Annotated in this window: 17 protein-coding genes; 6 read left to right on the plus strand and 11 right to left on the minus strand. The window is 57.3% G+C overall.

Annotated features, from left to right (window positions below; all coding sequences use genetic code 11):
- Nucleotides 1-5 precede the first annotated feature (5 nt).
- From ACZ5A6_RS20605 to ACZ5A6_RS20620, 4 genes are all read right to left on the minus strand, one after another.
- Complete coding sequence (locus ACZ5A6_RS20605) at nucleotides 6-6,995, minus strand: hemagglutinin repeat-containing protein (protein ID WP_464111358.1); 6,990 nt, start codon at nucleotides 6,993-6,995, stop codon at nucleotides 6-8.
- A gap of 43 nt (nucleotides 6,996-7,038) precedes the next feature.
- Complete coding sequence (locus ACZ5A6_RS20610) at nucleotides 7,039-7,491, minus strand: hypothetical protein (protein ID WP_019567034.1); 453 nt, start codon at nucleotides 7,489-7,491, stop codon at nucleotides 7,039-7,041.
- Nucleotides 7,492-7,509: 18 nt separating this feature from the next.
- Nucleotides 7,510-9,390 carry a ShlB/FhaC/HecB family hemolysin secretion/activation protein gene (locus ACZ5A6_RS20615; RefSeq protein ID WP_464111359.1) on the minus strand — a complete coding sequence of 627 codons (1,881 nt, stop codon included), beginning with the start codon at nucleotides 9,388-9,390 and terminating at the stop codon, nucleotides 7,510-7,512.
- Nucleotides 9,391-9,769: 379 nt separating this feature from the next.
- Nucleotides 9,770-10,573: a hypothetical protein gene (locus tag ACZ5A6_RS20620; protein WP_448799246.1), complete on the minus strand. Its 804-nt coding sequence runs from the start codon at nucleotides 10,571-10,573 to the stop codon at nucleotides 9,770-9,772.
- 140 nt (nucleotides 10,574-10,713) lie between these two features.
- On the opposite strand from ACZ5A6_RS20620, the gene ACZ5A6_RS20625 reads away from it, so the two are divergent.
- Nucleotides 10,714-11,781, plus strand: coding sequence for a linear amide C-N hydrolase (locus ACZ5A6_RS20625; RefSeq protein ID WP_019567031.1), 1,068 nt, complete (start codon nucleotides 10,714-10,716; stop codon nucleotides 11,779-11,781).
- A 92-nt stretch (nucleotides 11,782-11,873) separates the two neighbouring features.
- Here the strand turns inward: ACZ5A6_RS20625 and ACZ5A6_RS20630 are convergent, their stop codons facing one another.
- Nucleotides 11,874-12,401, minus strand: a complete 528-nt coding sequence (locus ACZ5A6_RS20630; RefSeq protein WP_464111360.1) for a dihydrofolate reductase family protein — start codon at nucleotides 12,399-12,401, stop codon at nucleotides 11,874-11,876.
- Nucleotides 12,402-12,447: 46 nt separating this feature from the next.
- On the opposite strand from ACZ5A6_RS20630, the gene ACZ5A6_RS20635 reads away from it, so the two are divergent.
- The 4 genes from ACZ5A6_RS20635 to ACZ5A6_RS20650 all read left to right on the plus strand — a co-directional run bounded on the left by ACZ5A6_RS20635 (nucleotide 12,448) and on the right by ACZ5A6_RS20650 (nucleotide 14,794).
- Nucleotides 12,448-13,017 carry a TetR/AcrR family transcriptional regulator gene (locus ACZ5A6_RS20635; RefSeq protein WP_019567029.1) on the plus strand — a complete coding sequence of 190 codons (570 nt, stop codon included), beginning with the start codon at nucleotides 12,448-12,450 and terminating at the stop codon, nucleotides 13,015-13,017.
- 164 nt (nucleotides 13,018-13,181) lie between these two features.
- A complete protein-coding gene (locus tag ACZ5A6_RS20640; RefSeq protein WP_060642638.1) occupies nucleotides 13,182-13,781 on the plus strand; it encodes a superoxide dismutase in 600 nt (199 codons plus the stop codon).
- Between the two features lie 102 nt (nucleotides 13,782-13,883).
- Nucleotides 13,884-14,219 (plus strand): ferredoxin FdxA, encoded by a 336-nt coding sequence (fdxA, locus tag ACZ5A6_RS20645; RefSeq protein ID WP_019567027.1) that lies wholly within the window; start codon nucleotides 13,884-13,886, stop codon nucleotides 14,217-14,219.
- 11 nt (nucleotides 14,220-14,230) lie between these two features.
- Nucleotides 14,231-14,794, plus strand: coding sequence for a flavin reductase family protein (locus tag ACZ5A6_RS20650; RefSeq protein WP_464111361.1), 564 nt, complete (start codon nucleotides 14,231-14,233; stop codon nucleotides 14,792-14,794).
- A 185-nt stretch (nucleotides 14,795-14,979) separates the two neighbouring features.
- Here the strand turns inward: ACZ5A6_RS20650 and ACZ5A6_RS20655 are convergent, their stop codons facing one another.
- From ACZ5A6_RS20655 to ACZ5A6_RS20670, 4 genes are all read right to left on the minus strand, one after another.
- Nucleotides 14,980-15,936, minus strand: coding sequence for a hypothetical protein (locus tag ACZ5A6_RS20655; protein ID WP_019567025.1), 957 nt, complete (start codon nucleotides 15,934-15,936; stop codon nucleotides 14,980-14,982).
- Nucleotides 15,937-16,035: 99 nt separating this feature from the next.
- Nucleotides 16,036-17,721, minus strand: a complete 1,686-nt coding sequence (locus ACZ5A6_RS20660; protein WP_025594992.1) for an ABC transporter permease — start codon at nucleotides 17,719-17,721, stop codon at nucleotides 16,036-16,038.
- Complete coding sequence (locus tag ACZ5A6_RS20665) at nucleotides 17,718-18,803, minus strand: ABC transporter ATP-binding protein (RefSeq protein WP_464111362.1); 1,086 nt, start codon at nucleotides 18,801-18,803, stop codon at nucleotides 17,718-17,720. The genes ACZ5A6_RS20660 and ACZ5A6_RS20665 overlap by 4 nt, the downstream gene beginning before the upstream one ends.
- A gap of 117 nt (nucleotides 18,804-18,920) precedes the next feature.
- Nucleotides 18,921-19,913, minus strand: coding sequence for an ABC transporter substrate-binding protein (locus ACZ5A6_RS20670; protein ID WP_112154184.1), 993 nt, complete (start codon nucleotides 19,911-19,913; stop codon nucleotides 18,921-18,923).
- A 294-nt stretch (nucleotides 19,914-20,207) separates the two neighbouring features.
- Between ACZ5A6_RS20670 and ACZ5A6_RS20675 the strand changes: the two genes are divergently transcribed.
- The gene (locus ACZ5A6_RS20675) at nucleotides 20,208-21,341 is read left to right on the plus strand and encodes an ROK family transcriptional regulator (RefSeq protein ID WP_004431088.1); all 1,134 of its coding nucleotides are present in this window, start codon (nucleotides 20,208-20,210) and stop codon (nucleotides 21,339-21,341) included.
- 91 nt (nucleotides 21,342-21,432) lie between these two features.
- Here the strand turns inward: ACZ5A6_RS20675 and ACZ5A6_RS20680 are convergent, their stop codons facing one another.
- Together ACZ5A6_RS20680 and ACZ5A6_RS20685 are read right to left on the minus strand one after the other, a co-directional pair.
- Nucleotides 21,433-22,227, minus strand: a complete 795-nt coding sequence (locus ACZ5A6_RS20680) for an inositol monophosphatase family protein (RefSeq protein ID WP_306623146.1) — start codon at nucleotides 22,225-22,227, stop codon at nucleotides 21,433-21,435.
- Nucleotides 22,215-23,111, minus strand: a complete 897-nt coding sequence (locus tag ACZ5A6_RS20685; protein WP_306623147.1) for a glycerophosphodiester phosphodiesterase family protein — start codon at nucleotides 23,109-23,111, stop codon at nucleotides 22,215-22,217. Before ACZ5A6_RS20685 ends, ACZ5A6_RS20680 begins: the two co-directional genes overlap by 13 nt.
- Nucleotides 23,112-23,158 lie beyond the last annotated feature (47 nt).

Here is a 23,158-nt window from a genome sequence, read left to right on the forward strand (position 1 = left end):
CTCTCCTACTTTGGCGTCGACCGCCCGGGATCTCCCGGCTTTGTCTGCTTTCCCGTTTTAGGATCAAATTCTCCAAGGTGCTTTTTACCAGTCTTGTCATAGACTTCTACTGCACCGTGCTGCTTATCCCATTCGTAAATCTTCCCCTTGCTATCAACCCAACGGGGTCTGCCCCCAACGCCACGCACTTCCTTCAAACCCGGGAAACCTGTAATTTCTTCAGTCTTAGGTTTTGGGTAATACTGATGATCGCCATTCTTCCCTCCTGTATTCTCACTGAGGACAACATTCGACATACCCGCATTTGCGAGAGTCTGCTGCATATCTGTCAGCATTCCCGGCGTCATAGTCTGATTGCCAATCGTGCCACCGGTAAGGAAAATGGCGCCGCCGTCATCGTAGACTTCAATTGTTAGGCTGGCCCTCACGCCATCCGGATATGTGACCAATATCTGTCGTTTTGGCTGATCTCCATTACCGGTAACAAGAACCGTACTGCCGTCGCTCCCTGTGAACTTCTGATTGATCTCTTTACCAGTGCTGGTTGTCGAGGCCAGCAGGAAGGCACCCGCCAGCCCTGCAACCGTGGCTCCAGTGGCGCCAATAATGCCGCGAACGATGTTGGTCATTTGCCGATAGTCCGTGAGGCAGTCCACGGCTTGTGTGGCCGTGAAATATTTCATCTGACCATTCGGCAGCATTACTGCACATGCAGACTGAGCGTGTGCGGGTGTCACTAGCCAGTCGAATATGCTGAAATCAGCAGCCCCTTGCCGACCGCACTCCTCAAGTTGTGCCTGAACCTTTGGATCATCGAGAAACGGGAATATTTCTTTTGAAAGCGCGGCTTGCTCGGGCGTTCTTTTGCCGTCCTGAACCATGCGATCCAGGGCTTCGCCAAACGCATCAGTGATCGTCTTGCCCGCCTCAACGGCGGCCTTCAGACTGTTGGTCGACAGATAGACCTCAAGACCGACATGCTTGTCCTTGGTGATTTCGTAGGCCTTGTCGGGATCGCGGTTGAGTTCGTCGAGCGGCAGGGTGGAGGCGCCGCCGGTTTCCAGCGCCGCCTGCTGTTCCTTGTCGCGAATGACAATGTCTCCGGGACCGACGGTGGCGCGGACGCTCTGGCGGGTATCGTCGAGCTGATAGCTGCCTTCGAGCGTGCTGTTGCCGACCGGATTGACATCGGTTCCTTTGCCGCCGGTGAGATCGAGGCCGAGATTGGCGCTGAAGCCCTCATACTGCTTCTGGCCCTCAAAGTTCTCATGGGTAAGCGTGCCTGTGTCGAGAGTGAGATCACCCGAACCGGACACGATCTTGCCCGCTCCGAGATGGGTATTGCCACCGACGGTGACATCCATCGTGTCCGCGGAAACGAGACCCGACTGTTCGGAAACCCAGTTCGTCGACCCGGAGCCCGCACCGCCACCGATCTGGATACCGGAGATGAGGCTCTTCCCCCCGCCGAGGCTAAAGCCGCCAGAGGTGGATTTGTTCGTGATCTCGCCGGTATCGGGAACGGAGACGATGGTAAGATCGCCGCCGATGTCGACCGTCACCGTCTCACCGGCAACAAGCGCCCCGGCGAGTGTCGTGTTGTTGCCGGACTGGATGACGATGTCGCCGGTACCGGTGACGTGGCTGTTGACCTGAGTAGTTCCGTTGACGTTCGCCCTGGCCGTGGAAGCGCTGGCGCCGCCTGTCAGCCCGACGCCGACGCCACCCGACAGGCTGACGCCGCCGCCAATGCCGATACTGGCGCCGGCGGACGAGCTGCTGGACGACGAACTCTGCGTCGCCTCGGCGCTTTTAAGGGTAATATCGTTGCCAGCTTTCAGCGCAATGTCGCCGGCCTTGTCGTCATCACTGTCGACCGGCAGGCCATCGGCGTCGTAGCCGGTCGAGATCTGCACGCCATGGCCGGTGATATCCCCGGATGCGGCTTCGATCATCACCGAGCGGCCGGCATTGATTTCGGTGGTGACAGGAACAGAGCCCGCCCCCGCCGCCTTGTCCTTTGTATAGGTGAAACCGGCGGTAAGCGAGGCCGAAGCGACATTGCCGTTGACGACAGTGTCGAGCGCATCATAGGCCTTGAGCGATGCAAAGGCAGCATTGGCGGCAGAATAGCCGTCGTTGATGGTCGTAAGCTTCTGCGCCGCGTTGCCGACGCTGTCGGCAGCGCTGACCAGCGAGGTCGAGACCGATAGCGTCACGCCGGCAAACATCTCCTCATGCATGTGTTCGTAGTTGGACTTGTCCTGCGCCGAGAGAAGGTTGACGTTACGGTCTGCGAGGATGACAACATCACGCTGTGCGGACACCTCAGCCGCCTGCAGGTTAGCATCACGACCTGCTGATATCGTGAGGTCACGACCGGCAAACAGGATGGATCTGGCGTTAGTCTCTGATGACTGGCTCGTCTGATCGACCGACTTACCGTAACCGATACCGATGGATGCGCTGCCATTGCCTGATTTCACCTGAATGCCGAAGCCTGAGCGCTTTTCTTTCTCCTGCGATGAGGCGCTTTCTGCCCCGGGAGTGATATTGACGTCGCGGGCTGCATCAAGCGTAATATCCTGACCGGCTGCGATGGACGAGCCGATGACAGTCACGTCGTTCTCGCGTGCCGTGAGCGTTACATCGGTCCCGGCAGTCAGCAAGGAGCCAACGTTAATAGTAGACGATTGGCTCTTTTCTTTCTGTTCTTTGCCCCAGAGCGAGAGGAAGCCACCTCCAGACCCCGCAAACAGGCCGGACTTCTTGCTGCTGCTTTCTAGCGCATGCTGCTCCTCGGCCCCGATGATGGCGACACTATCACCCGCGACGCTGATCGCATCGCCTGCCGTGACATTCGAGCCAGCGATGACGGTGTTGCCGCGAGCATCCAGTTTGATGTTGCCGGAGGCGGAAAGCTCGGAGGCGACTGTAGCTTCATCATAGTTGTACTGTGTTGAGCTCTTTTTCGAGAGAAAGCCCTTGGATGAGGAACTCTGCTCGAACTCCGCGGTATTCTTGCCCGACGCAATCAGCAAATTCCCGCCTGCGCTGACGTTGATATCAGCTTTGTTGGTCTCATCGCCGGCCGTTACGTTGGAGGCGGAGACGACGGTGTCTCCACCTGAGACGATGGACACACCATTCCCGCCGCTGACCGATGATCCGACGACGGCCTGCGTTTCCGTGTGACTCGTCGTCTGTTTCTTGCCGCCGAACAGGCCGCCCTTTTTCTTGTAGGTGTAATCGATCGTGGTGGTGTCGACAGCCTCGGCAATTGTCACGTCGCCGGTCGCTTTCAGACCGACCGTCCCATCGGCGGCAATCATGCTGCCGATGACGTTGAGGCTGCCGCCTGCATTGGCTGAGACCGATCCGCCCGCAGTGATCTCGGAGCCCTGACTTGTGGTTCTAACAACGGTTGTCGAACTCCGCTTGTCGCGCAAGGTGCTGGTTGTCGACCGTTCGGTCACGGAGATGTTGATGTCTCCATTCGATGTCAGGCCCAGATTGCCGCCTGCTTTCACCTTTGCATTGGCCAGCAGAATGCTCTCGTTCCCCGTCAGCGAGGCATTGCCACCCGCCGTGAAGGTGCCGCCGATCGCCGCGATCGACGAACCGGAAACAGTCAGATCACCAGCCGATGCAATCATGCCTGATGTTGCAAGCAGGCCAGTATCGATTGTCACCTGATTGCCGGCGATCAGCGCGCCCGCAGAATTCAATCTTTCCCTGTCATTGGCGGCGAGATGTAGTACCGGCGCAAGAACGGTCGTACCGTTCACCGTCTGCCACTCATATACGACGACGGATTCGGTGAGGCTGGCGATCTCCTCAGCCGTAAGCGGTTGGCCGAGCGGGCGCTGGTTCGCTCCGAGATAGGCAGCGCCGTTATCAAGGAGCTGCTTTATCTGAGCGATCGAATCCTGCCCGGTAAAGCCGGAACCCGTCGCCAGTCTGAGCTGCTGCTCAATATATTGGTTCTCGAAATAGGCGTCCCCAAGGAACTGGATCTGCCGGTCCGGCTGGTAGCCGATGCGGCCAAGGAAATAGCTCGATCCGTAGAATTTCGAGACATCGAGGAAGGCGGCACGCGTTTCATAGAGGAACGTCTGACCGGGAATAGTGCCGCCAAAGCCACCGGACTGCGGGGTTGCAACGGAGCCGAGTGTGAACAGCGCACCGCTTGCGGTCATGCCAGCGAGCAATCCGGTGGGATCGCTCGAAGGCGTAGGCGCTGCCATAGCGACATGGTCGGTGATCGTACCTGCTGCGACGGTATTGTTAACGGCACCAAAACCGGTAATACCCAGCGCTCCGCCAGAGCGGATCGCCGCGGGAACACCGCCGATCGCCTCGACGCTTTCTACACTCCGTCCTGGCCCGATATCCTTTGACGCATCGCGCGTTCCAAAGGGACTGGGACCAGGCATGGCGACCTGCCATGAACCTTCCCAACCACCCGTGTCGCCGGTCGTTCTCGTTTCCTGCCACTCATAGATGACATCAGGATAATACTGGCAGCCACCTTGTTGGTTACAATTGAGCGAAGTGGTACGCTGCAATTGCAAACCGAGATTGTTAAGAGTGCCGGAGCCAACAAGTGTCATGCCGGAGCCGGCTTCGATGTTGCTATAGGCATTGGTGAGATCGACGGTATCGACAAAAAGCGTATTGCCCGCCTTGATTGTCGCTGCGGGGCTACCAGCCGATGTGAGACGGTCTTCAGTCACATCACGATAGACATGGCGGATGGGCGCACCAATGACGAACTGCTTGCCAGCGAAAGAGACGGGAGTTGAACAATCTCCACATTCGCGTGCATAATAGGTGTCATAAGCCGACACGAGTGCGTTTGAGATTTGCTGGCTCGTATAGGTCGGAGCCACGCTTTTCTCGTTACGCAGATTTGCCGTCAGGATCGAAATATTGCGACCAGAGGAAATCAGACCTGAACTGTTGACCGTAGCAGCATTGCGCGCGCCAGAAGCACTTCCAGCAATTGTGAGGTCACGACCTGCGACAATCGCCCCCTGATCATTGGCAAGCACGCCGCCCACGAAAAGTGCCGCGTCGTTACCGGCATAGATGAGCCCCGTGGCGGTGTTGGTCAGGTTACCGGCGATATTGAGGGTAAGATCATTGCCAGCAGCCAGCTGACCGGCGTTGGCAAGTTGCGAAAGCGACAGCGTCAGATCATGGGCCGCGAGAATATTGGTGGCGTCATTCGCAGTGAGGCTACCCGCTTGGATCGCGATGTCACCTGACCCCTGCACGGAACGAGCTGTGCTGCTCACGGTGACAGCATTAAGCCGCGCACCCGTCAGATCTGTCGTTCCAGATGAGATGAGATCAATGCCACCTGACGTTAGCGTGCTGTTGGTGAGATTAATATTATTGGCATCGATGTAGAGCGTGCCGGATGTGGCAAGTCTGCTCCTGTTATTGGAAAGGTCGGCATTTTGCTGCCCGATCCTGATGTCGCCCCCGGCGGCCGTGCGTTTATCGAAGCTGATGACACCATGTGTCGAAGACAGCAAAATGTCTCCGTTTGCCTCCATGCTGTCATAGTGGATGTTCCCGCCTGCGGACGCCTGCAAATTGCCCTCGGCAAGTACGAGCCCGGAAATCCCGAGATCAAGGCCGGAGAGCAGCGCCAAATCGCCTTTCGAAAGCAGCGAGCCCGCTGCGATCGCGCCTGAGGCCGCCGTAAGCGACATCGCCTTGCCAGACTGGGCCGTGCCACCGATGGCAATGGAACCAGCCCCAGACCACAGCGAAACAGGCCCGGCAGCCGACGCGTCGGCCAAGGCAATTCGACCATCCGCCAGAAGGTTGACTGCACCACTGGCCCCGATAGTACCGGCGACATCGATGAAGCCGGCCCCACCATTGATCAGAATATCCTCTTCAGCACCGATCGAAGCGACCTTGGTGTCCTTGCCCGCCTTGACCGACACCGACTTTTTCGAGGTCAGACGACCAGTTGAAACACTTCCCTTCGAGGAAATGTTCACGCCGTTATTGCCAGAGGCATTGCCGATCGAGATTTTGCCGTCGGCCGACAGCGAGAGCTCCCCGGCATTGGCGGCCATGTCGCCGCGCATGCGAACGCCAGCGCCCTTTTCCGTGACCACCATCTTGATGCGGCCGGCCTGCATCGCCCCGAGTGCGGAACCATCAATTGCATATTCAGGTGTTCCGGAGGTCGCATCGAGCGGTGTCGCTTCACCAGTGGCATAATCGAACTTGCTCTTACCGGCCGTCAGGCGCAGGTCCTCGCCATAGATCGTGCCGTCGATCTGGATGGTACGGGATACGACATCAAACAGACTGACTGCACCATCACCGAGCGCGAAATTTGCACCGTTCGGACCGAATGTAACGTCGCCACTATTGACCGTGAAGCCATTGAGACGTCCATCAGCGCCGATGTCAGGCACACCCGTCGTCAGCGTGGCGCGTGGCGTGTTGATGAAACCGCAGCCGTTGCAGGTAATCCCGTTCGGATTGGCGATGATGACGTCGGCGCGGCCGCCGAACACTTCGGTCGGCCCGACGAGAGAACTGCGATTTTGCGACGTCACCTCATTGAGGATGACAGTGGCAGGACCTTTGCCTTGCAGGTTTGGATTTCCAGGTGTCACGCCACCCAGTTTCGACGTACCGATCTCACCATTGAAGTTGTTGAGGATGACACCCGGCGTGCCGACGTTGAAATTGTTGTATTTGTTATGCGACAGACCCTGACCATTTGGAGTGACGATATCGATCAGCGGCACGCCGTTCGGAGCCGCGCCAACACCCGGACGATTGATTGCAGCCGCCCCCACATCCGGCGCGATCTCCTGCGCCCGCAGCAAGACCGGCTGAAACGCCATGACGAAGCTCAAACCAGCGGCGACAAGTTTGCGAACGAGTTTTCCCGTTTCAATGGGCGCTGCCGTTTGGCCGCTCGTATCGCTCAATGGGCGCTTCACTGCTCGTGTCATCGCTTGTTCACCTTTTTACGCTGTACTATGGGAGTGAGCGGGATCAGTTATCGTTTTTGCTGGAGGGCGACGAAGAGGGTTTGCTTTCGAGTTTTTTGTAGACATCCGCCAGCTTCGACTGCGGGGCCGGGCATTTTTTGCTTTTGGCAATCTCGCCAAGGACCTGATTGCGGTTACGCAATGCGTCGATCTCCAGTTTCTCTGGCGATTTCGGATCCATAAAGAAAAGAGCCGGCCAAAACAGAAGAACACCTGTCGCACCGAGGACGACGTTTTTACCCTGCGCATCGGATCGTTCTTTCACCGTTGCCAGGACCTGCCGTTCGTTAGCCTCGAATTCGCGCTTGATGCCGGCGCAATCGAAAGCGCTGTCGGCAGGGTTTGTCGAGGCAACCGGATGCGCTGCCCGGCCACCACAACCGGAAACGACACTGGCAGTCGCCACCAGCGCGAATACGACAGACAATTTGGGGGCGTGAAAAGAAGATCTGACCATAATATTCTCTTTTGAAGCCTACCAGCGTGCCGTCACGCTGGCGAAAATGAGATTGCCGCGTCCGTGACTGACGCTGCTGGAAAATGCCTGGGAGTAGCCGAAATCGGCACTGATGTTTCCGCCAACGAGCTTCGCACCAACGGTCCAACTCGCGAGATAGCCGTCTGGAATATCGAAGCGATGCTGCGAGAACACGCGGCCATAATCGAGGGCCAGGTAGGGGCGTAATTCGCCCAGAACGGGCGCCAGACTTGTTCCCTCCCATGGCATTGTCCGCCAAACCAGTTCGTTGCGGCTGAAAAATCCGTTGTTACCGAATATGACGCTTTCCCTCAGGCCACGTACGTTGCTGGAGCCACCAAGCCCGATCTGTTCTGCGCCAAACATGTTATCGGGCGAATATTGGGCATTGAGGAGCGTCGTTAACTCGAACCGCTGGCCAGCCGCCTCAAACGGCCGCGTCGCGCTGACGGTCGTGTTGAATTTCAAAAACCGGGGATCCGCCGTGCCCGCCCCCGGCTCTCCGGCCTCCACGGCGTCGAAGAGATCAAGACCCTTATCAAGGGCAAAATCGAGAGCGATGACGCCACCCAGAATTCTCTGTGAACGCGACAAGCCCAGACTGCCAATCGTGTATCGACGGCTTCCCACCTCAATTCGATTGCCGAGAAGAAAGTTGTCGGTCTGCTTGTAGGTGAGACCGCCTCTAAGGGTCGTGATAGAATCCTTGTCGCGCAGAATGACGCGATCTATGCCAAATCCAACCTGACCGGAATTGCCCGAGGTTTCGATCGGCCCAAAATTGCCGGGAATGGTGCTGTTATACTCGTACCAGGAGCCATTTGTTGAAAACGTCCAGTATCCATAAGGTACGCTTGTATTGACCGAATAGCTGTTGCTGTGCCCGCGGCCATCGTCGTCCCAAGGATAATCCGGGCCGCTCCGACCGTAGGAGAACCCCAACTGATCATTGATGCCCAACAGGTCGTCGAAGCCGACGGAAACATTGGTCTGGGAGTAACCGGTACTCTCTTGACCGAGGTTGTTGTTGGAAATGCTCGCGTACCAGCGCTTGGCGGGCTTGTTCTCGACGTTGAGGATGGACGTGCCGTCCTCTTTGCCCGGCAACATGGAGGTTTTCGCGTCGTTCGATGACAGCCGGTTGATCTGGTCCAGCCCCTGTTCAATATCGCGAATATTGGCCACCTCACCCTTCACGCCGGGAAAAGCCGTCGCGAATGAACCGTTTCGCTCGGCTGGTTGGCCGTTAAGGTAGATATCCGAGATCCTACCCTCGACGACGACCAGCCGCAGCAATCTTGTTCCGGCAATATCCTGTGGGGGAACGTAGGCGCGCGAAGTCACAAATCCCTTGTCCAGATAAAGGTCGGTGATGGCCTTAAGCAAGGCGGTAATATCCGCAACGCCGACGCAGCGATTGTCGTAGCGCTTCGTGACTTTTCCGACCGCAGCGCCAGACAGCCTTGTCGCACCTTCGATCTCTACACGTGAAATATCGAAGCAAGGACCAGCGGATTTCGCGTCGCCTCCCGGCGCCCGGCTCTCACGACCAGCGACGCCATCAGGCGTAACCTGTTTCAGGTTTTCCAGCCGCTGCAACTGTCCTTGTTGTTCTTGCCGCCGGGAAAAATCATCGGCGGGCGACTGTGCAGTTGCCTGCCCTGACGCGATCAGGCCTGCAAAAAGCGCAATGACAAAGGTCCGCTTGAAACTGTTTCGCGCGCTCTTCGGGGAGTTGGCTAAGATTTGAGCGGCCGGCACAATTGCGAGACAAAAGTCAGGAGGGACTAGCCGTCGGAAACCAGGAATGAAAGCAGCAAGTGGCATATTTCGGAGGCCTGCATTTGAAATGAAGTTTTTCGCGGCAATGCCGCCCATGCTTCACTCTGCAGCTGTCCTTGCTGTCGATCCCCTACCGGGTACATAGATCAGTTCATCTGATCCAAGAAGCGTAAAAGTAGTAAGTTTCTTTACGAGACGATAGTCTTTAGTCATTTTCTGAAAGAACCGTAAACATTAGAAATTCACGAAATAATCAATCTTGCCAACATCATGGCATGGATATTATTTTTCATCCGTGAATTTTAAGCGCGACCCGCCAATTTCATGCCCTTCGGTTCTTCGAGTCAAATAACAACCAGAAGTTACTGCAATGCGCATCTCTCTGCAAGACCGAGATGAAGACCAAAGTTAAGGAGAAACTAAAATTGTTTCTGGGATGGGTGTGAAAAGGCGATGAGACTCGCGACAACAGTGACTAGAACCGGTACGTCAACCCGACAACCGGTCCACTCAGCCGTGAATCGAAGACATAACCGTCGCGCGAGTAATCAACGTCGAGCACCTTATAGCCTGCCGAGACCGACAATGTGTCGGTAAAGATGTAGTTCACCGTCGCGAGTGCTGACCAGGTGAGATCGGAACCCGCGCCGAAACCGCCGATATCCACCTGCCCCTGAACGGACAGCTTGTCCGTGAGGCTGAAAAATGCGCGCGCGCCGATGACGGGATCCACCCAGCCGAAACTCTCCCTATGACTGGCGGAAACGCTGCCGATCAGTGGGTGGCTGGCAGTAACCGCAACGTCATTGGAAATACGCCAGAAGCGCCCGCCGGCAAGCGCGTCGAGAGAAAATCCGTCCGCGTCGATAAGACGATAACCCGCCTGCAGTGTTGCCATGAATTCCTGTGTGTCGACAGTCGCATCAATGGCGGCACCGGCCGGCAAGGTTGGCAAACCTGGAATTTGCAGCGCAGGCAGCGGACCGGCTGCCTTGCTGTCGGTGGTATCGACATACATTAAATCGCCGGAAAGAACGAAACGGTCGTAACGTCCCCAGATGTTGAGAAACCCACCGAAATTGAGATCATCCATGACATCTGAAAAGGATTTCTCCACATGGAGGGTCGGGGCACGTTGGAACGGCGACACGTTGCCATTCAAGCCGGTCGCCCAGAGATAACCCGTCGCCTGAAATGCCCAGTCTGGTGCCACATCAACCGGCGCGGGTGTGGCAACAACGTCGTCCGCAGCTGTGGCCGCGGTTGCGGAAAAAGCCATAAGGACCGAAAAAATTGGTAATTTTAGCAATGCCTTCCCCCCCGACAATCGTCCGCAGCTAAGCCTATTTGACTTCCGGCAACAAGTCCGATTTTCTATCATACGCTGTATCTTGTGCCGCGAACACCGGAGGCTTTTCCATGCACCTGAAGACCTTGCCGATTTTTTCCGCCTGCACCGCCGCGATGTTGTCTGTCGCCACACTGACGACATCTGTGGCCGAAGCCTGCACGCGCTTCGTCTATCTGGGCGAAAATGATCAGGTGATGACGGCCCGGTCGATGGATTGGAAGACGGATGTCGGAACCAACATCTGGGTATTCCCGCGCGGCATGGAACGCTCCGGCGAGGCCGGGCCGAATTCGGTCAAATGGACCTCGAAATACGGCAGCGTCATTGCTTCAGGTTACGATATTTCGACGACAGACGGCATGAATGAGGCAGGCCTTGCTGCAAATGTTCTCTGGCTGGTCGAGTCGAGCTATCCCGCTTATGACGGGAAATCGCCGGGCCTCTCCATCGCCGCCTGGGCGCAATATGCGCTCGATAATTTCGCAACGGTGGACGAGGCCGTCAGCGCGCTCGAGAAGAACCCTTTCACCATTGTCACCGACAATGTTCCCGGCGAAGAACGTCTGGCGACCTTACACCTTTCCCTTTCGGATGCGACCGGTGACAGTGCGATCATCGAATATATTGACGGCAAGCAGGTCATCCACCACGGTCGTCAATATCAGGTCATGACCAATTCGCCGACCTTCGATCACCAGCTGGCGCTCAACGAATATTGGAAGCAGATCGGCGGCACCGTCATGCTGCCGGGCACCAATCGCGCCGCGGACCGGTTCGCCCGGGCTTCATTCTACGCCAATGCCATCCCCAAGAGCGAAAATCCGGTCGAGGCGATAGCCAGCGTCTTTAGCGTCATCCGCAATGTTTCCGTTCCCTACGGTATCACCACGCCGGACCAGCCGAATATTTCCTCTACCCGCTGGCGCACGGTGATAGACCACAAGCGCAAGCTCTATTTCTTCGAATCCGCATTGACGCCGAACATCTTCTGGATCGACATGACAAAACTCGACCTTTCGAAAGAGACGGGTAAGGTCAAGAAACTCGACCTGGGCCCCAATCAGATGCAGATTTATTCGGGGATGGCGAATGAGAGCTTGAAGGAAACCAAGCCTTTTAAGTTTCTCGGGCTTTGAGGGCGGAAACCGCCCAGTTAGGCCGGGAGCAGCTGGCACGGTCTGTATCGACCATTCCTCGCCACCTCACTAACATCATGAACCCGAGAGCATCACGAGAAGCGGTAGTGCAATCGAACGCAGCCCTTTTCGATTGCCGTTGCGCTCACGAGAGTGGGACTGGCCCGATGCCCGGTGAGCGGAAAAAGGGGCTCACCTGAGCCAAGGATTTCCGGGATGACATAAATCTCGATCTCATCCAGTGCATCACGCTCCAGAAAGGCCATCTGCAGCTTTCCGCCGCCCAGCATCCAGACATCGCCATCATCGAGTGCGCGCAATTCCTCGATCAACGAGCCCACATCGCTGCGCGCCTCCAGAGGTCCCTTGGGGCCATCGATCGGCCTTGAGGTGACTACGATAACGCGTTGATCTCCGTAAGCCCAGGGCGCCTGTTCACCGGCGATGAAATCATAGGTCGCCCGCCCCATGACCACCGTTCGAATTCCTTTCAGGAAAAGGCGATAATCGTGTTCGCCGAGGTCCATATCATCATATTTGTAGAGCCAGTCCAAGGAGCCGTCTCCAGAAACGATCCGCCCGTCCAGACTCGCCGCGATATATCCGCGAATGACCGCCATATTATCCTCCTTGATTTATAAATGAATATACGTTTATATATATGTCATGCCAAGACACAAGTCGATTTCAGATGGTCAGGTGCTGGATGTCCTGCTGCCCCTCATGTTGCAGACAGGCCCCGACGGGCTGACTTTTGCCTCAGCCGCAAAGGCCTGCGGCCTATCTGCGGCAACCCTGGTGCAGCGTTACGGCAAGCGCGAAGACCTTGTCGAAACCGTGCTTCTGCGCGCCTGGGACAAGCTGCAGGCGGAAACGGAAACAGCCGATGAGGAGGAACCATTGACGCCGCAGGGCGCCATATCCCTTCTCATGCGCCTCATGCCCCCCGAAGCCGCAGAACAAAACGCCAGTGACGGGTTGCTGCTGCTAAGAGAAGACATTCGCAATCCACAGCTGCGCGCGAGAGGAGCACTCTGGGGACACACCCTCGCCCAGGCGCTTGGCTGCCGCCTTACCCACGACAAGGCTAGAGAGGAACGGCTTGGCTGGCAGATGGCCGCCTTGTGGCAAGGCGCACATACATGGTGGGCATTCGTCCGCGGGGAAGATGCGAACTCGGCAATTCGCAGGGCACTCGAAGAATGGGTCGCCGCGGTGAACGTCGACGAGCGATAATCCGCGCCATCGTGGCGCATGTTTCATAAGCCCGCCAGTTCGTGGATTTATCCCCCGAAAAACCGCTTGACCTCAACTGTGATTGAGGTCCTAGAAGTATTGTCACCTTGTTTTCGCAAGGCTTTTTCCATGCTCTTGAGCAAACAGTGACAAAGGAATACCCCATGGCTTTCCAGCTTCCCGACCTACCCTATGCCCATGATGCGCTCGCCCCTTCTGGCATGTCCGAGGAGACGCTGAAGTTCCATCATGATCTTCATCACAAGGCCTATGTCGATAATCTCAACAAGGCGATATCAGGCACCGAATGGGAAAACAGCAGCCTCGAGGAGATCGTGCGCGCCACCTATGAAAAAGGTGCGGTCGCGCAGTCCGGCATCTTCAACAATGCCTCCCAGCACTGGAACCACAATCTCTTCTGGGAAATCATGGGGCCACAAAAACATGCGATTCCCAAGGTGCTGGAAGATGCGCTGACGCAGTCTTTCGGCTCGGTGGCGCTGTTCAAGCAGAATTTTGCCCTCGCTGGCGCTTCGCAATTCGGCTCGGGCTGGGCGTGGCTGGTGGCGGATACCGATGGCACACTGAAGATCACCCGCACGGAAAACGGCGTTAACCCGCTGTGCTTCGGCCAGAAGGCGATTCTCGGCTGCGACGTGTGGGAACACAGCTATTACATCGATTTCCGCAACAAGCGTCCGGCCTATATTGAGAACTTCCTCGACAATCTGGTGAACTGGCAGGCAGTGGCCGCCCGCCTCTGATTTGAGCCCCACCGAGCCGACCGGTCCCGCTGCCTTGGGGGCGACCGGGCCAGGCGCAGCCGGACAGCCGCCGCCCGGCTGCAACTCCATGCGAGCATCCCCATGTCCTATGTCGTCACCGAAAACTGTATCGCCTGCAAATACATGGACTGCGTGGAAGTCTGCCCGGTCGAATGTTTTTATGCAGGCGAGAATATGCTCGTCATTCACCCGGATCAATGTATTGATTGCGGCATCTGCGAGCGCGAATGTCCGGCCGCGGCAATCCGGCCGGATACCGAGGCGGGTCTGCATGTCTGGCTTGACCTCAACCGCCACTATTCCGGCATCTGGCCGCGCGTGCACCAGAAAAGAACGCCGCCTGATGATGCCGACATCATGAATGGTGCTGCGGCCAAGTTTTCCATTTTTTCGAAGAACCCGGGAGCGGGCGGTTAGCCCGGCACTGCATGTCTCATAATTTCATGCTGATCGATGGTCGTGTGGTCAATCACGCGCATGTCCCGCTGAAAGCACCCTCCTCTCCGACAATCTCGCCGCGTGAATTCAAGGACGCTATGGCGAGCCTCGTCTTCACCGTGGCCGTGGCCACGGCCTCCCATGCGGGCGAGCGGATCGGACGTACGATCACGTCCTTCATGCCGCTCAGCGCCGAACCGCCGCTTCTAATGATCTCCATCGATGCCAGCAGCCGTATGGTCGATCTTGTCGCAGCAAGCCGGCGCTTTTCAGTCACGACGCTGTCCAGAGGGCAGGAGGAGATCGCCGATGTGTTCGCCGGAAAAGGAAACCTGCCGGACCGGTTTTCCGTCGGCCACTGGGATGTCTGGCCGTCGGGAAGCTCAAGGCTTGCTGACGCGCTGCTCTCGATGGATTGCGAACTCGTCGGCTTCATTGATGCCGCCGACCACATCCTGTTTGTTGGATCGATCATCGAAGCGAGCTTCGATCCGCTGCGCAAACCCTTGCTCTGGAGTGAACGCAACTATCTAGGTACGGAGGTAAGCCGTTAGCTAAACCATAGACTTACCTTCCCATGAACTCATGTGCGCAGCGTCTTTCTTCGCCTTCAAGGGCAAGGCCTTTCGAATTGGGGGCGATAGCGGACGACAAACACTGCCAACACGCGGTGGAATTTTCGCGGTTGTCACTTCGAAAGACGGACAGCTTCGAAATACTTTTCGGCGCGGATATCTCTTCACCGCGCCTTCATGCACACCACGGTCCTGTCGTCGCTGAATTCGCTCGATGTTGACCCCTTCACCGACGGGTACTCGTTGATCTTGTGAAAATCTGCCGTCTCGACGCGGGCAAATTCCGCTTCCCAGTCAGCGACATCGGTTCCAGCCGGCAGAGACAGATAACCGTCGGAAAAGATTTCAAGGCTCACAAGCGTGTCCTTGGCGATGCTAAGATCGACCGTCCCCTCTTCTATGACCGTTCCGCCATTGACCGAGGCGTATCCCAGTACGTGTCCCTGCCTGTTTGCGAATTGCGGCTGGACGCGAATTCCTCCCATCAGGAATTCCTCGACCGCTTCGATATCGCTCTCAAGACCGCTCATGCGGGCTGCGGCAATGACAACATTCTCCGCCTCCTGCGCAGTCATGATGCCGTTTTCGACAGCGGAACGCAGGCCGGAAAAGATGGTCGCGCGCGTGCGTGCCTCGGCTGCATCACCATCCCCCATAACGGCAAAAAGCTGCTTGAAGACAAGGATGCGCGCCGATGTACTTACCTTGTCTATAAGCTTTGCATGCTGCAACAACCGGGAGCCGTTGATACGCACACCCGAATCGCCAGCCAGAAGCAGGCGGAAACTGTCCCCCAGGTCGGCAACGATTGCCAGGGTTGTCGACGGCGGATGGCTGGCATTGATGCGCTCGGCCTCCTGCTTCAAGATATCGCTGATGTTCTGAAAAAGCTTGGGCGCGGCTATTGTTTCCAGCGTGCCATCTAGGCCCATTTTCGCCACGGCATTTGCGGCAGCAAGTGCTGCGATACGGCCCGAGCTCAAGCCGCCGTAACTTGCACCGGTCGGGTCGGTCGCACCGTCAAAAACGGCCAGAACCCTTCCCGGTATGATCAGCGCCACATCGTCCCCGGGCGTCGCGGCGTTCTTATATTTCGATTGCGAAAAGCTCGCGATATTCATCGTCGTGTATTCCTTGCAGAGGGAGGCTGGGCAGAGGGAGGCTGGCGGCGACACGTATGTCGCCGCTCCTGCTGGCTTTTGGTGAGGGCTGGTATGGTTTCAGACGAAAGAGGCTTCTTTGTCTTCCGAGAGGCGGAACACGATGAAGACGCAAAGTCCGGTGCTGACCAGAAGGACGGTTGAAAGCGCCGCAGCCGTGCCAAACTCGCCGTCAATCACCTGAACATAGATGAGAACCGGCATGGTGATCGTTCGTGCCGTGTAGAGGATCAGCGTCGAGGACAGCTCGTTGATAGCCGTTATGAAGCTCATCAGCGAACCGATGATGAGACCTGGCAGCATCAGCGGCACCGTCACCGACACGAAGGTCTTTGCCGGCGAAGCCCCGAGATTGACCGCAGCCTCCTCGATGGACGGTTTGATCTGCCTGAGGATCGATGTCGTGGAGCGGACGCCGTAGGGCAGCCGGCGGATAAACACCAGGACGATGATGATGAGCGCCGTCCCCGTGATGTCAAAGGGTGGATAGCGGAACGTGGTGACGTAGCCGATCGCCATGACAACGCCGGGAATGAGGTAAGGCACCATCAGCAGGAGATCGAGCGAGCCGGAGACCGCATTGTCGCGTCGCACCACGATGAAGGACAGCAGGCCGGAAACGATCGCAATCAGTACCACGGCAGCCAGTGCAAACGTGAAACTGTTGGCAATCGCCTGCGGTGAATCACGAAGGATACGGGCATAGCTGTCGAACCCGAAGCCGCCGGTAAAGACGGGACCGCTGGTTGCGAGGAACGAGGTGTAGATGACCGTGAGCGACGGCAGCATGGCGATGAAGACGACCAGATAGCAGAAGCCGTGCACGATGAACGACTTCAACGGGCGCATGGACTGCTTTACCGGCCTGTTGGTCAGTGAACTGGCGTAGCGGCGCTTGGCAAGAATGTGCCGCTGCAACAGAAGTGCCGCCATCGAAATTGCAATCATCACCATGGAAATCGTCACCGCCATGGTTGGCGTACCGGCCATTTCGGAGGTGTATTGCGCATAGGCGATTGTCGAAAGCGTTCTGATGCCCTTGCCGAGGATTGCAGGCGTTCCGAAGTCGGCGATGGACAGCACGAAGCAGATGATCGCGCCGGTGCTGACTGCCGGAAAGACCAGCGGCAAGGTGATCTTGCGGAAACGCTCGAACGCCGTGCAGCCGAGATTTTCCGCCGCGTCCTCATAGGACTTGTTGATGGTGTTCAGCGCGTTCTCCGTCATCAGGAAGATGTAAGGAAAGAACTTCAGGCTGAAGACCATCACGATGCCCGGGATCCCGTAGATCGTCGGCAATGAAATGCCGGCGAAGGACAAGAGATTGGTGACAGCACCATTGGCACCGAACAGCATGATCCAGGCATAAGCACCAATGAACGGCGGTGCGCACAGAACCAGAACCGCGAAGGTGGCAATGAAAGTGCGCCCCTTTATGCGATAACGGGAGGTGCAAAAGGCAAGCGGAATACCGAGAAGGCAGGCGCCCAGCATGCCCAGCACGCCGATCAGAAGCGTATTCCAGAGTGCGACGGTGTAAAAACGTCGCGTGAACACTTCCGCATAGTTGCTGAGACCGAACGCACCGGTTTTGGCATCAAAGAAACTGATGAAGAAGACGCTGAAAATTGGCAGGATCAGGAATATCGCCAGCAGGATGACGGCAAATACCGTCACGCTTGTCCAAAAACCTGGCAGTCGCAGGCGGAAACCGCCGGGAGTTGCAGTCGCAGTCATATCCGTCATGACAGGCGCTCCCCGGTTACGCCCTCGCCGAACAGCTTCGCATCGGCCGCGCGCCAGGAGAAAGTGGTCTTCTGGTTGGGCTGCAGTGCAATGATCTCAGGCGATGGCTTGGTGATCGCCTCGATTTCCTCGCCCGACGAGAGAACGGCTGCAACGTTCATCTCACGCCCCGTGAAGCTGACCAGTCTTATGGTCACGGGCAGTTCGATGCGCTCGTCACAATCGATCGCGGCAGGACCGACAGAAATCGCCTCCGGGCGGATGGCGGCGACGATCTTCCGCTGCGGGGAAATCGCATCCGCCTGCGGCAATGCGACCTTGTGGCCGGAAATGGATGTCTGCCCGCCTGCACGGTCAAGCGTCAGGAAGTTGTTTGCGCCCACGAACGACGCGACGAAGCGGTTGGCGGGATTGTTGTAGACTTCCCAGGGAGGTGCAGCCTGCTGAATGACGCCGCCATACATGACGCAAACCAGATCGGACATGGCAAGCGCCTCTTCCTGATCATGCGTGACATAGACGGTGGTGATGTTCATGGCCTGCTGGATTTCACGGAGTTCCCGGCGCAGGTCCACGCGAAGTTTGGCATCGAGGTTGGACAGCGGTTCGTCCATCAACAGCACTTTCGGGTTGATGACGAGTGCGCGTGCAAGACCCACACGCTGCTGCTGGCCGCCGGAGAGTTCGTGAGGCATACGCTTGGCATAGGGAGCGAGCTGCACGACATCGAGAATCTTGCCGACCCGTTCGCGGATCTCGGCTGAAGACGCCTTGCGCTGTTTCAGACCGAAGGCAATGTTGTCAAATACCGAAATATGAGGAAACACCGCATAATCCTGAAAGACCATGCCGACATCGCGCTTGTGGGCGGGCACATGTTCGATCGCCTGTCTTTCGATGCTGATGCTGCCGCTATCCTGCTGGTGAAAACCGGCAATCGTGCGCAAAAGGGTCGTCTTGCCACAACCGCTGGGTCCAAGAAGCGTAAAAAACGATCCGGAGGGGATGGAGATGTTGATGTCGGAGAGGGCAACGACATCCCGGTAACTTTTCTTGATGCTGGTAATTTCTACGGCGGCCATGTGCTGCTCCATGACATATCCTGCGCGGCACACGACCACGGTGGACGGAACGAAAATGCTGTTGTGAAAGAGGTAAGCAGGGGACGGCTGCCTGACGCACCGCCCCCGGCAATGTTCTTACTGGACGTCGAGCAGGATCTCGTTCCACTTTTCCATCAGACGCGAGCGGTTGTCCGCAGCCCACTTGAAGTCGTATTTCGCATCCGGAACATCGGACAGCGGAACGAGCGCCGAATTTGCAGGAACATCGGTTCTGACAGAGCGACGACCGGCTTTCACCACGACTTCCTGCGCTTCCTTGGAGACGATGAAATCGATGAAGGCCTTGCCGTTTTCGGCGTTCGGCGCACCCTTGACGAGCGCCATGCCGTCAGGCGCGATTGCCGTGCCTTCTTTCGGATAAACGATCTCTACCGGGGCGCTGCCAAGCTTGTAGCGCAGGGCGGCGTCTTCGAGCGTGATACCTACCGCCTGCTCGCCATCATTGACGAAACGCGGAACAGCGCCTGAAGAGGTAGAAAGAACGGAGTTGCCGAGAATGCCGGTATAGACCTCCCAGCCCTTCTCTTCACTATCGAAATCCTGCAAAACCGTCGCCATCTGGATATAGGCGGAGCCGGACTGATCGGCACGGGCCGAGGAAATCAGACCCTTATATTCAGGCTTGGCAAGATCGGCCCAGGATGTCGGAACCGGCGCGCCTTTCAGCGCTTCCTTGTTGACGATGAAGGCCGTAACGACTGCGGTAAAAGGAACCCAGTTGGTGCTCGGCGAAAAGACAGGGTTGATCGATGCTGCCTCGACAGGCTTGTAAGGTTCGAAGAGGTCGGCGGAAAAGTCGATGACGGTGCCATCAACACTCCAGATCACGTCGCCAGCCGCCTTGCCGCTTTCCGCCTTGATGCGGTTCATCAGCTCGCCGGAACCGGCTTTGACAAGCTCGACCTTGGTGCCGGTCTTCTTTTCAAACATGGGCAGCAACTCATCCATGAGCTGCTGCGGCGCTGCCGAATAGACCACGACGGTACCTTCGGCATGGGCGAAAGCCGCACTGGCAAGGAAAGTTGCGCCAGCAACAAGGCGCGCGAAAATAGTGCATGATTGACGCATAAAGGGTGCTCCGTTTTTTTGTTCCCTGACTGGCAAGGCAGTACGACATAATTTCTTATTGATTTTGCGTGTCGCTACCCGCCGTCTGTTATTTATTTTCTTTACGTAAATTAATTAGTCAAGCTGCAATTTATCTTGAATACAAAAATCCAATATCCGTCTGAAATAACTCAACATTTGAAGACAGCCGCGCTTAATCTTCGAACCTGAAAAGTCAGGACGTTCCGGAAAACAAGGTGCACAGCCCCTGAAATTGCGCTAATCATCCGACTTAACTTCTCGTGGGAGACCTGGTTGATCGACCTCGGCTACAATGAACGGCGTCTGCTCGAAATCCTGCGCGGCAAGGGAGGCATGTCGCGCATCGAACTGGCGCGCGAAATGGATGTCTCCGCACCGACCCTCACCCGCCTGACGGCCAATCTTCTGGAATCCGGCCTGATCCTGGAAGCCGAGGAAGCGCGCAGCGACGGCAAACGGGGGAAGCCATCCACTGCCATCGAGATCAATCCGAACGGACTTTTCACGCTCGGGGTCTATTTCAACCCGGACGATCTGCGTGTCTGCCTGGCCGATCTCAACGGCACGATCAGGCAGGAAATCAGGTCCGAGCTTGAGGGACACAGTTTCGAGCATATCATGGAGATGGCCGAGACGGCCGCCCGACAGGTGGTTGAAAAGGCCAAGATCAAAAAGAAGGATGTGCTAGGGTGCGGCATCAGCTTTCCAGGCCACTTCAAACGTGATCGAGGCCATGTCTTTCGCATCAAGCAGTTCGAGAGCTGGCGCGACATCGACGTGGACAAGGACTTCCAGCCCTATTTCGATTTCCCGGTCTTTCACGAAAATGACGGCAATACCGTCATCCTCTCGGAGCTGTATTACGGAGCGGGTCGAAGCATCCGCAATTTTGCGATGATCTGGCTGACATACGGCATAGGCGGCGCCGTTGTGGTTCAGCGCCATCTCTATCGCGGCACGAACGGCAATGCCGGTGAGTTTGGCGGCCTGTTTCCCAAATCCCATCCACGTCCCTCTGGACAGGACCTTTGCGACACGCTGGCCGCCCACGGAGTGGGCATCCGGCGTTTGAAAGATATTGATGAAAGCTATTGCGACCACCCCGCCGTGGTTGCCTGGCTGGAAAGGGCGACCGACCAGCTTCGTCTGCTGGCGCTGACGGTTGCCCGGACGATGGATCCCGGCGCCATCATTTTTGGCGGATCGCTACCTGACTGGGTTCTTGAACACATCGTGCAGCGCATCGGCTCGCTGGAAATGCTCGGCGAAGACTTTTTCGTCGAGCCACCTGAAATACGCAAATCGATGATGAGCGACCTGCCCCATCTCGGTGCCGCCAGCATACCGATCTACCGCGCCACAACGCCCAGCTATTATTCCGGCCGGGCGTTGAAGGGTTGGGCTTAACCGCCAGTCGTCAGAGGCTTTTCGGTCCAGTTGCCGGTGGAAGGCGCCGGGTGTCTGGATCTCTCACCCGGTACCGGTTTTTATGGGAATTTCAGGCAAGTTCGGCCGGGACCAATTCCGCGATCTCCGGCCAGAGCGTCTCCGTCACGGCCATCAATTCAGGCGTTGCGGCGGCAACCCAGGGAATGCCGGTTTCGCCGCGCGTTCCAATCCGCACGTCAAGACCCGCCTCTTTTGCCAGAACAACGCCACCGGCGATGTCCCACATGGTCGTCAGTTTTTGCAGATGGCCATCGAAGATGCCGCGCGCCGCAAAAACCAGTGAAATCGAGGTCGAACGGATGGATTCCACCACCCAGCCGGCATGCCTCAAACCGACATTGAGCGCCGCCACCTCTGCGGCATCGGCAGACGCGCTGTCACCGAGCGACATCACCTGCACTTCCTTAAATGGAACATCGCGCGCAAGCGGCTTGCCGTTCAGCAGCAACCCTGTTCCTTCGGCAGCCGAATAGATCTCCTGGAAGACTGGCATGGCGACGACCCCGATTTCCGGGACGCCGTTGCGCACGAAGCCCAGCGAGATGCCCCAGAGTGGTGAGCCGCGCAGGAAGTTTGCGGTGCCGTCGATGGGATCGATGATCCAATAGGCGTCATCTGCGATCCCGCCCATCTCCTCGCCGAGAACGGTTTCACCCGGAAATGCCGCCGCCAGCCGGTCGCGCACCAGCCCTTCAACCGCGGTATCCGCTTCCGAGACGAAGTCCTGAAAACCCTTGGTGCGGGTGGCGATGCTGCCGCGCGCTTCGAAAAAGCGAAGGGCAAGCCCCATCGCCTCCTCTATGATGCCGGCTGCACGCTCGAGGCGCTGGTTCATCGTGTCCATGACCTGCCCGTCTCGCCTGCATCAGCCTTAAGCCAGCCCGTGAAGGCCTCAACTTCATCCGTCTGGATTGCACCGACGCCGACCTGCGCCAGTGCGCCCCACACACCTTCTGCATCGGAAAGTGCGCGCGTGTCGTTGAGATCGAGGCAATGGGAAACGTCGAGCGTGTTGATCCAGAGGCGGATATTCTGACGCTCCATTTCGGCGCGGCCTTCGACCAGATCAGCGATATCGGTAAATTTTACCTCGATCATCGGCGCGCGCAACGCTTCGATGCGGCGCAGATCCTCGGCAAACTTGCCCTTTCTCACCGGAAACATCGGCATATGCGGGATTTTGCCGAACCAGTCGGTATCCAGCACATCGAAATGCGCGGCTTCAGGATCGATATCGGTTTTCACCAGAACCTGATCTGCGACGCCGAGGCGCAGTACGGTTTCCATGACCTGCGGCAGGTCACGGGTGAACTTGGTATCGATATTGACGGTGATTTTGCCACGCGCCTCTTCCAGCAATTCTTCCAGCGTCGGTACGCATTCCTCCGTCACATCGGCTGCATCGCCGCCAGCACCTGCCTTCAGCCGTGCGGAACGGACGACATCAAAGGCCAGTTCGCTCACTGTCCCCCGCCCCGTCGTCGTGCGGTCGAGCGTCTCGTCGTGAATGACGACCAGCCGGCCATCGGCCGTCGCCTGCGTGTCGATCTCGATCATCTCCACACCGGCAGCGACCGCTGCGCGAACCGAAGCCAGCGAATTTTCAGCGGTCGCGGTCCAGAACCCACGATGGGCGATGGTGAGGATCGCGGGATTGTCGCGCGAGCAGAGGGCAAGAACAATGCACGGATTGGAGACTTTTCGTTGGGCTGCAAGGGTTTGAGGCATTTTTTTCACTTTCGGATGTTGCGTTTACCGGAGTTGGGTTGCCCGGA

This window comes from Agrobacterium sp. 6Ca8 (assembly GCF_055382765.1).

Bases quoted from the DNA above. Each gene is read 5' to 3' on its own strand.
- ACZ5A6_RS20660 (WP_025594992.1), bottom strand. From the start codon at position 17,721: ATGACGGATATGACTGCGACTGCAACTCCCGGCGGTTTCCGCCTGCGA.
- ACZ5A6_RS20650 (WP_464111361.1), top strand. From the start codon at position 14,231: ATGTCTCATAATTTCATGCTGATCGATGGTCGTGTGGTCAATCACGCG.
- ACZ5A6_RS20640 (WP_060642638.1), top strand. From the start codon at position 13,182: ATGGCTTTCCAGCTTCCCGACCTACCCTATGCCCATGATGCGCTCGCC.
- ACZ5A6_RS20630 (WP_464111360.1), bottom strand. From the start codon at position 12,401: ATGGCGGTCATTCGCGGATATATCGCGGCGAGTCTGGACGGGCGGATC.
- ACZ5A6_RS20635 (WP_019567029.1), top strand. From the start codon at position 12,448: ATGCCAAGACACAAGTCGATTTCAGATGGTCAGGTGCTGGATGTCCTG.
- ACZ5A6_RS20625 (WP_019567031.1), top strand. From the start codon at position 10,714: ATGCACCTGAAGACCTTGCCGATTTTTTCCGCCTGCACCGCCGCGATG.
- ACZ5A6_RS20670 (WP_112154184.1), bottom strand. From the start codon at position 19,913: ATGCGTCAATCATGCACTATTTTCGCGCGCCTTGTTGCTGGCGCAACT.
- fdxA (WP_019567027.1), top strand. From the start codon at position 13,884: ATGTCCTATGTCGTCACCGAAAACTGTATCGCCTGCAAATACATGGAC.
- ACZ5A6_RS20655 (WP_019567025.1), bottom strand. From the start codon at position 15,936: ATGAATATCGCGAGCTTTTCGCAATCGAAATATAAGAACGCCGCGACG.
- ACZ5A6_RS20620 (WP_448799246.1), bottom strand. From the start codon at position 10,573: ATGGCTTTTTCCGCAACCGCGGCCACAGCTGCGGACGACGTTGTTGCC.
- ACZ5A6_RS20610 (WP_019567034.1), bottom strand. From the start codon at position 7,491: ATGGTCAGATCTTCTTTTCACGCCCCCAAATTGTCTGTCGTATTCGCG.
- ACZ5A6_RS20615 (WP_464111359.1), bottom strand. From the start codon at position 9,390: ATGGGCGGCATTGCCGCGAAAAACTTCATTTCAAATGCAGGCCTCCGA.
- ACZ5A6_RS20685 (WP_306623147.1), bottom strand. From the start codon at position 23,111: ATGCCTCAAACCCTTGCAGCCCAACGAAAAGTCTCCAATCCGTGCATT.
- ACZ5A6_RS20680 (WP_306623146.1), bottom strand. From the start codon at position 22,227: ATGGACACGATGAACCAGCGCCTCGAGCGTGCAGCCGGCATCATAGAG.
- ACZ5A6_RS20605 (WP_464111358.1), bottom strand. From the start codon at position 6,995: ATGACACGAGCAGTGAAGCGCCCATTGAGCGATACGAGCGGCCAAACG.
- ACZ5A6_RS20665 (WP_464111362.1), bottom strand. From the start codon at position 18,803: ATGGCCGCCGTAGAAATTACCAGCATCAAGAAAAGTTACCGGGATGTC.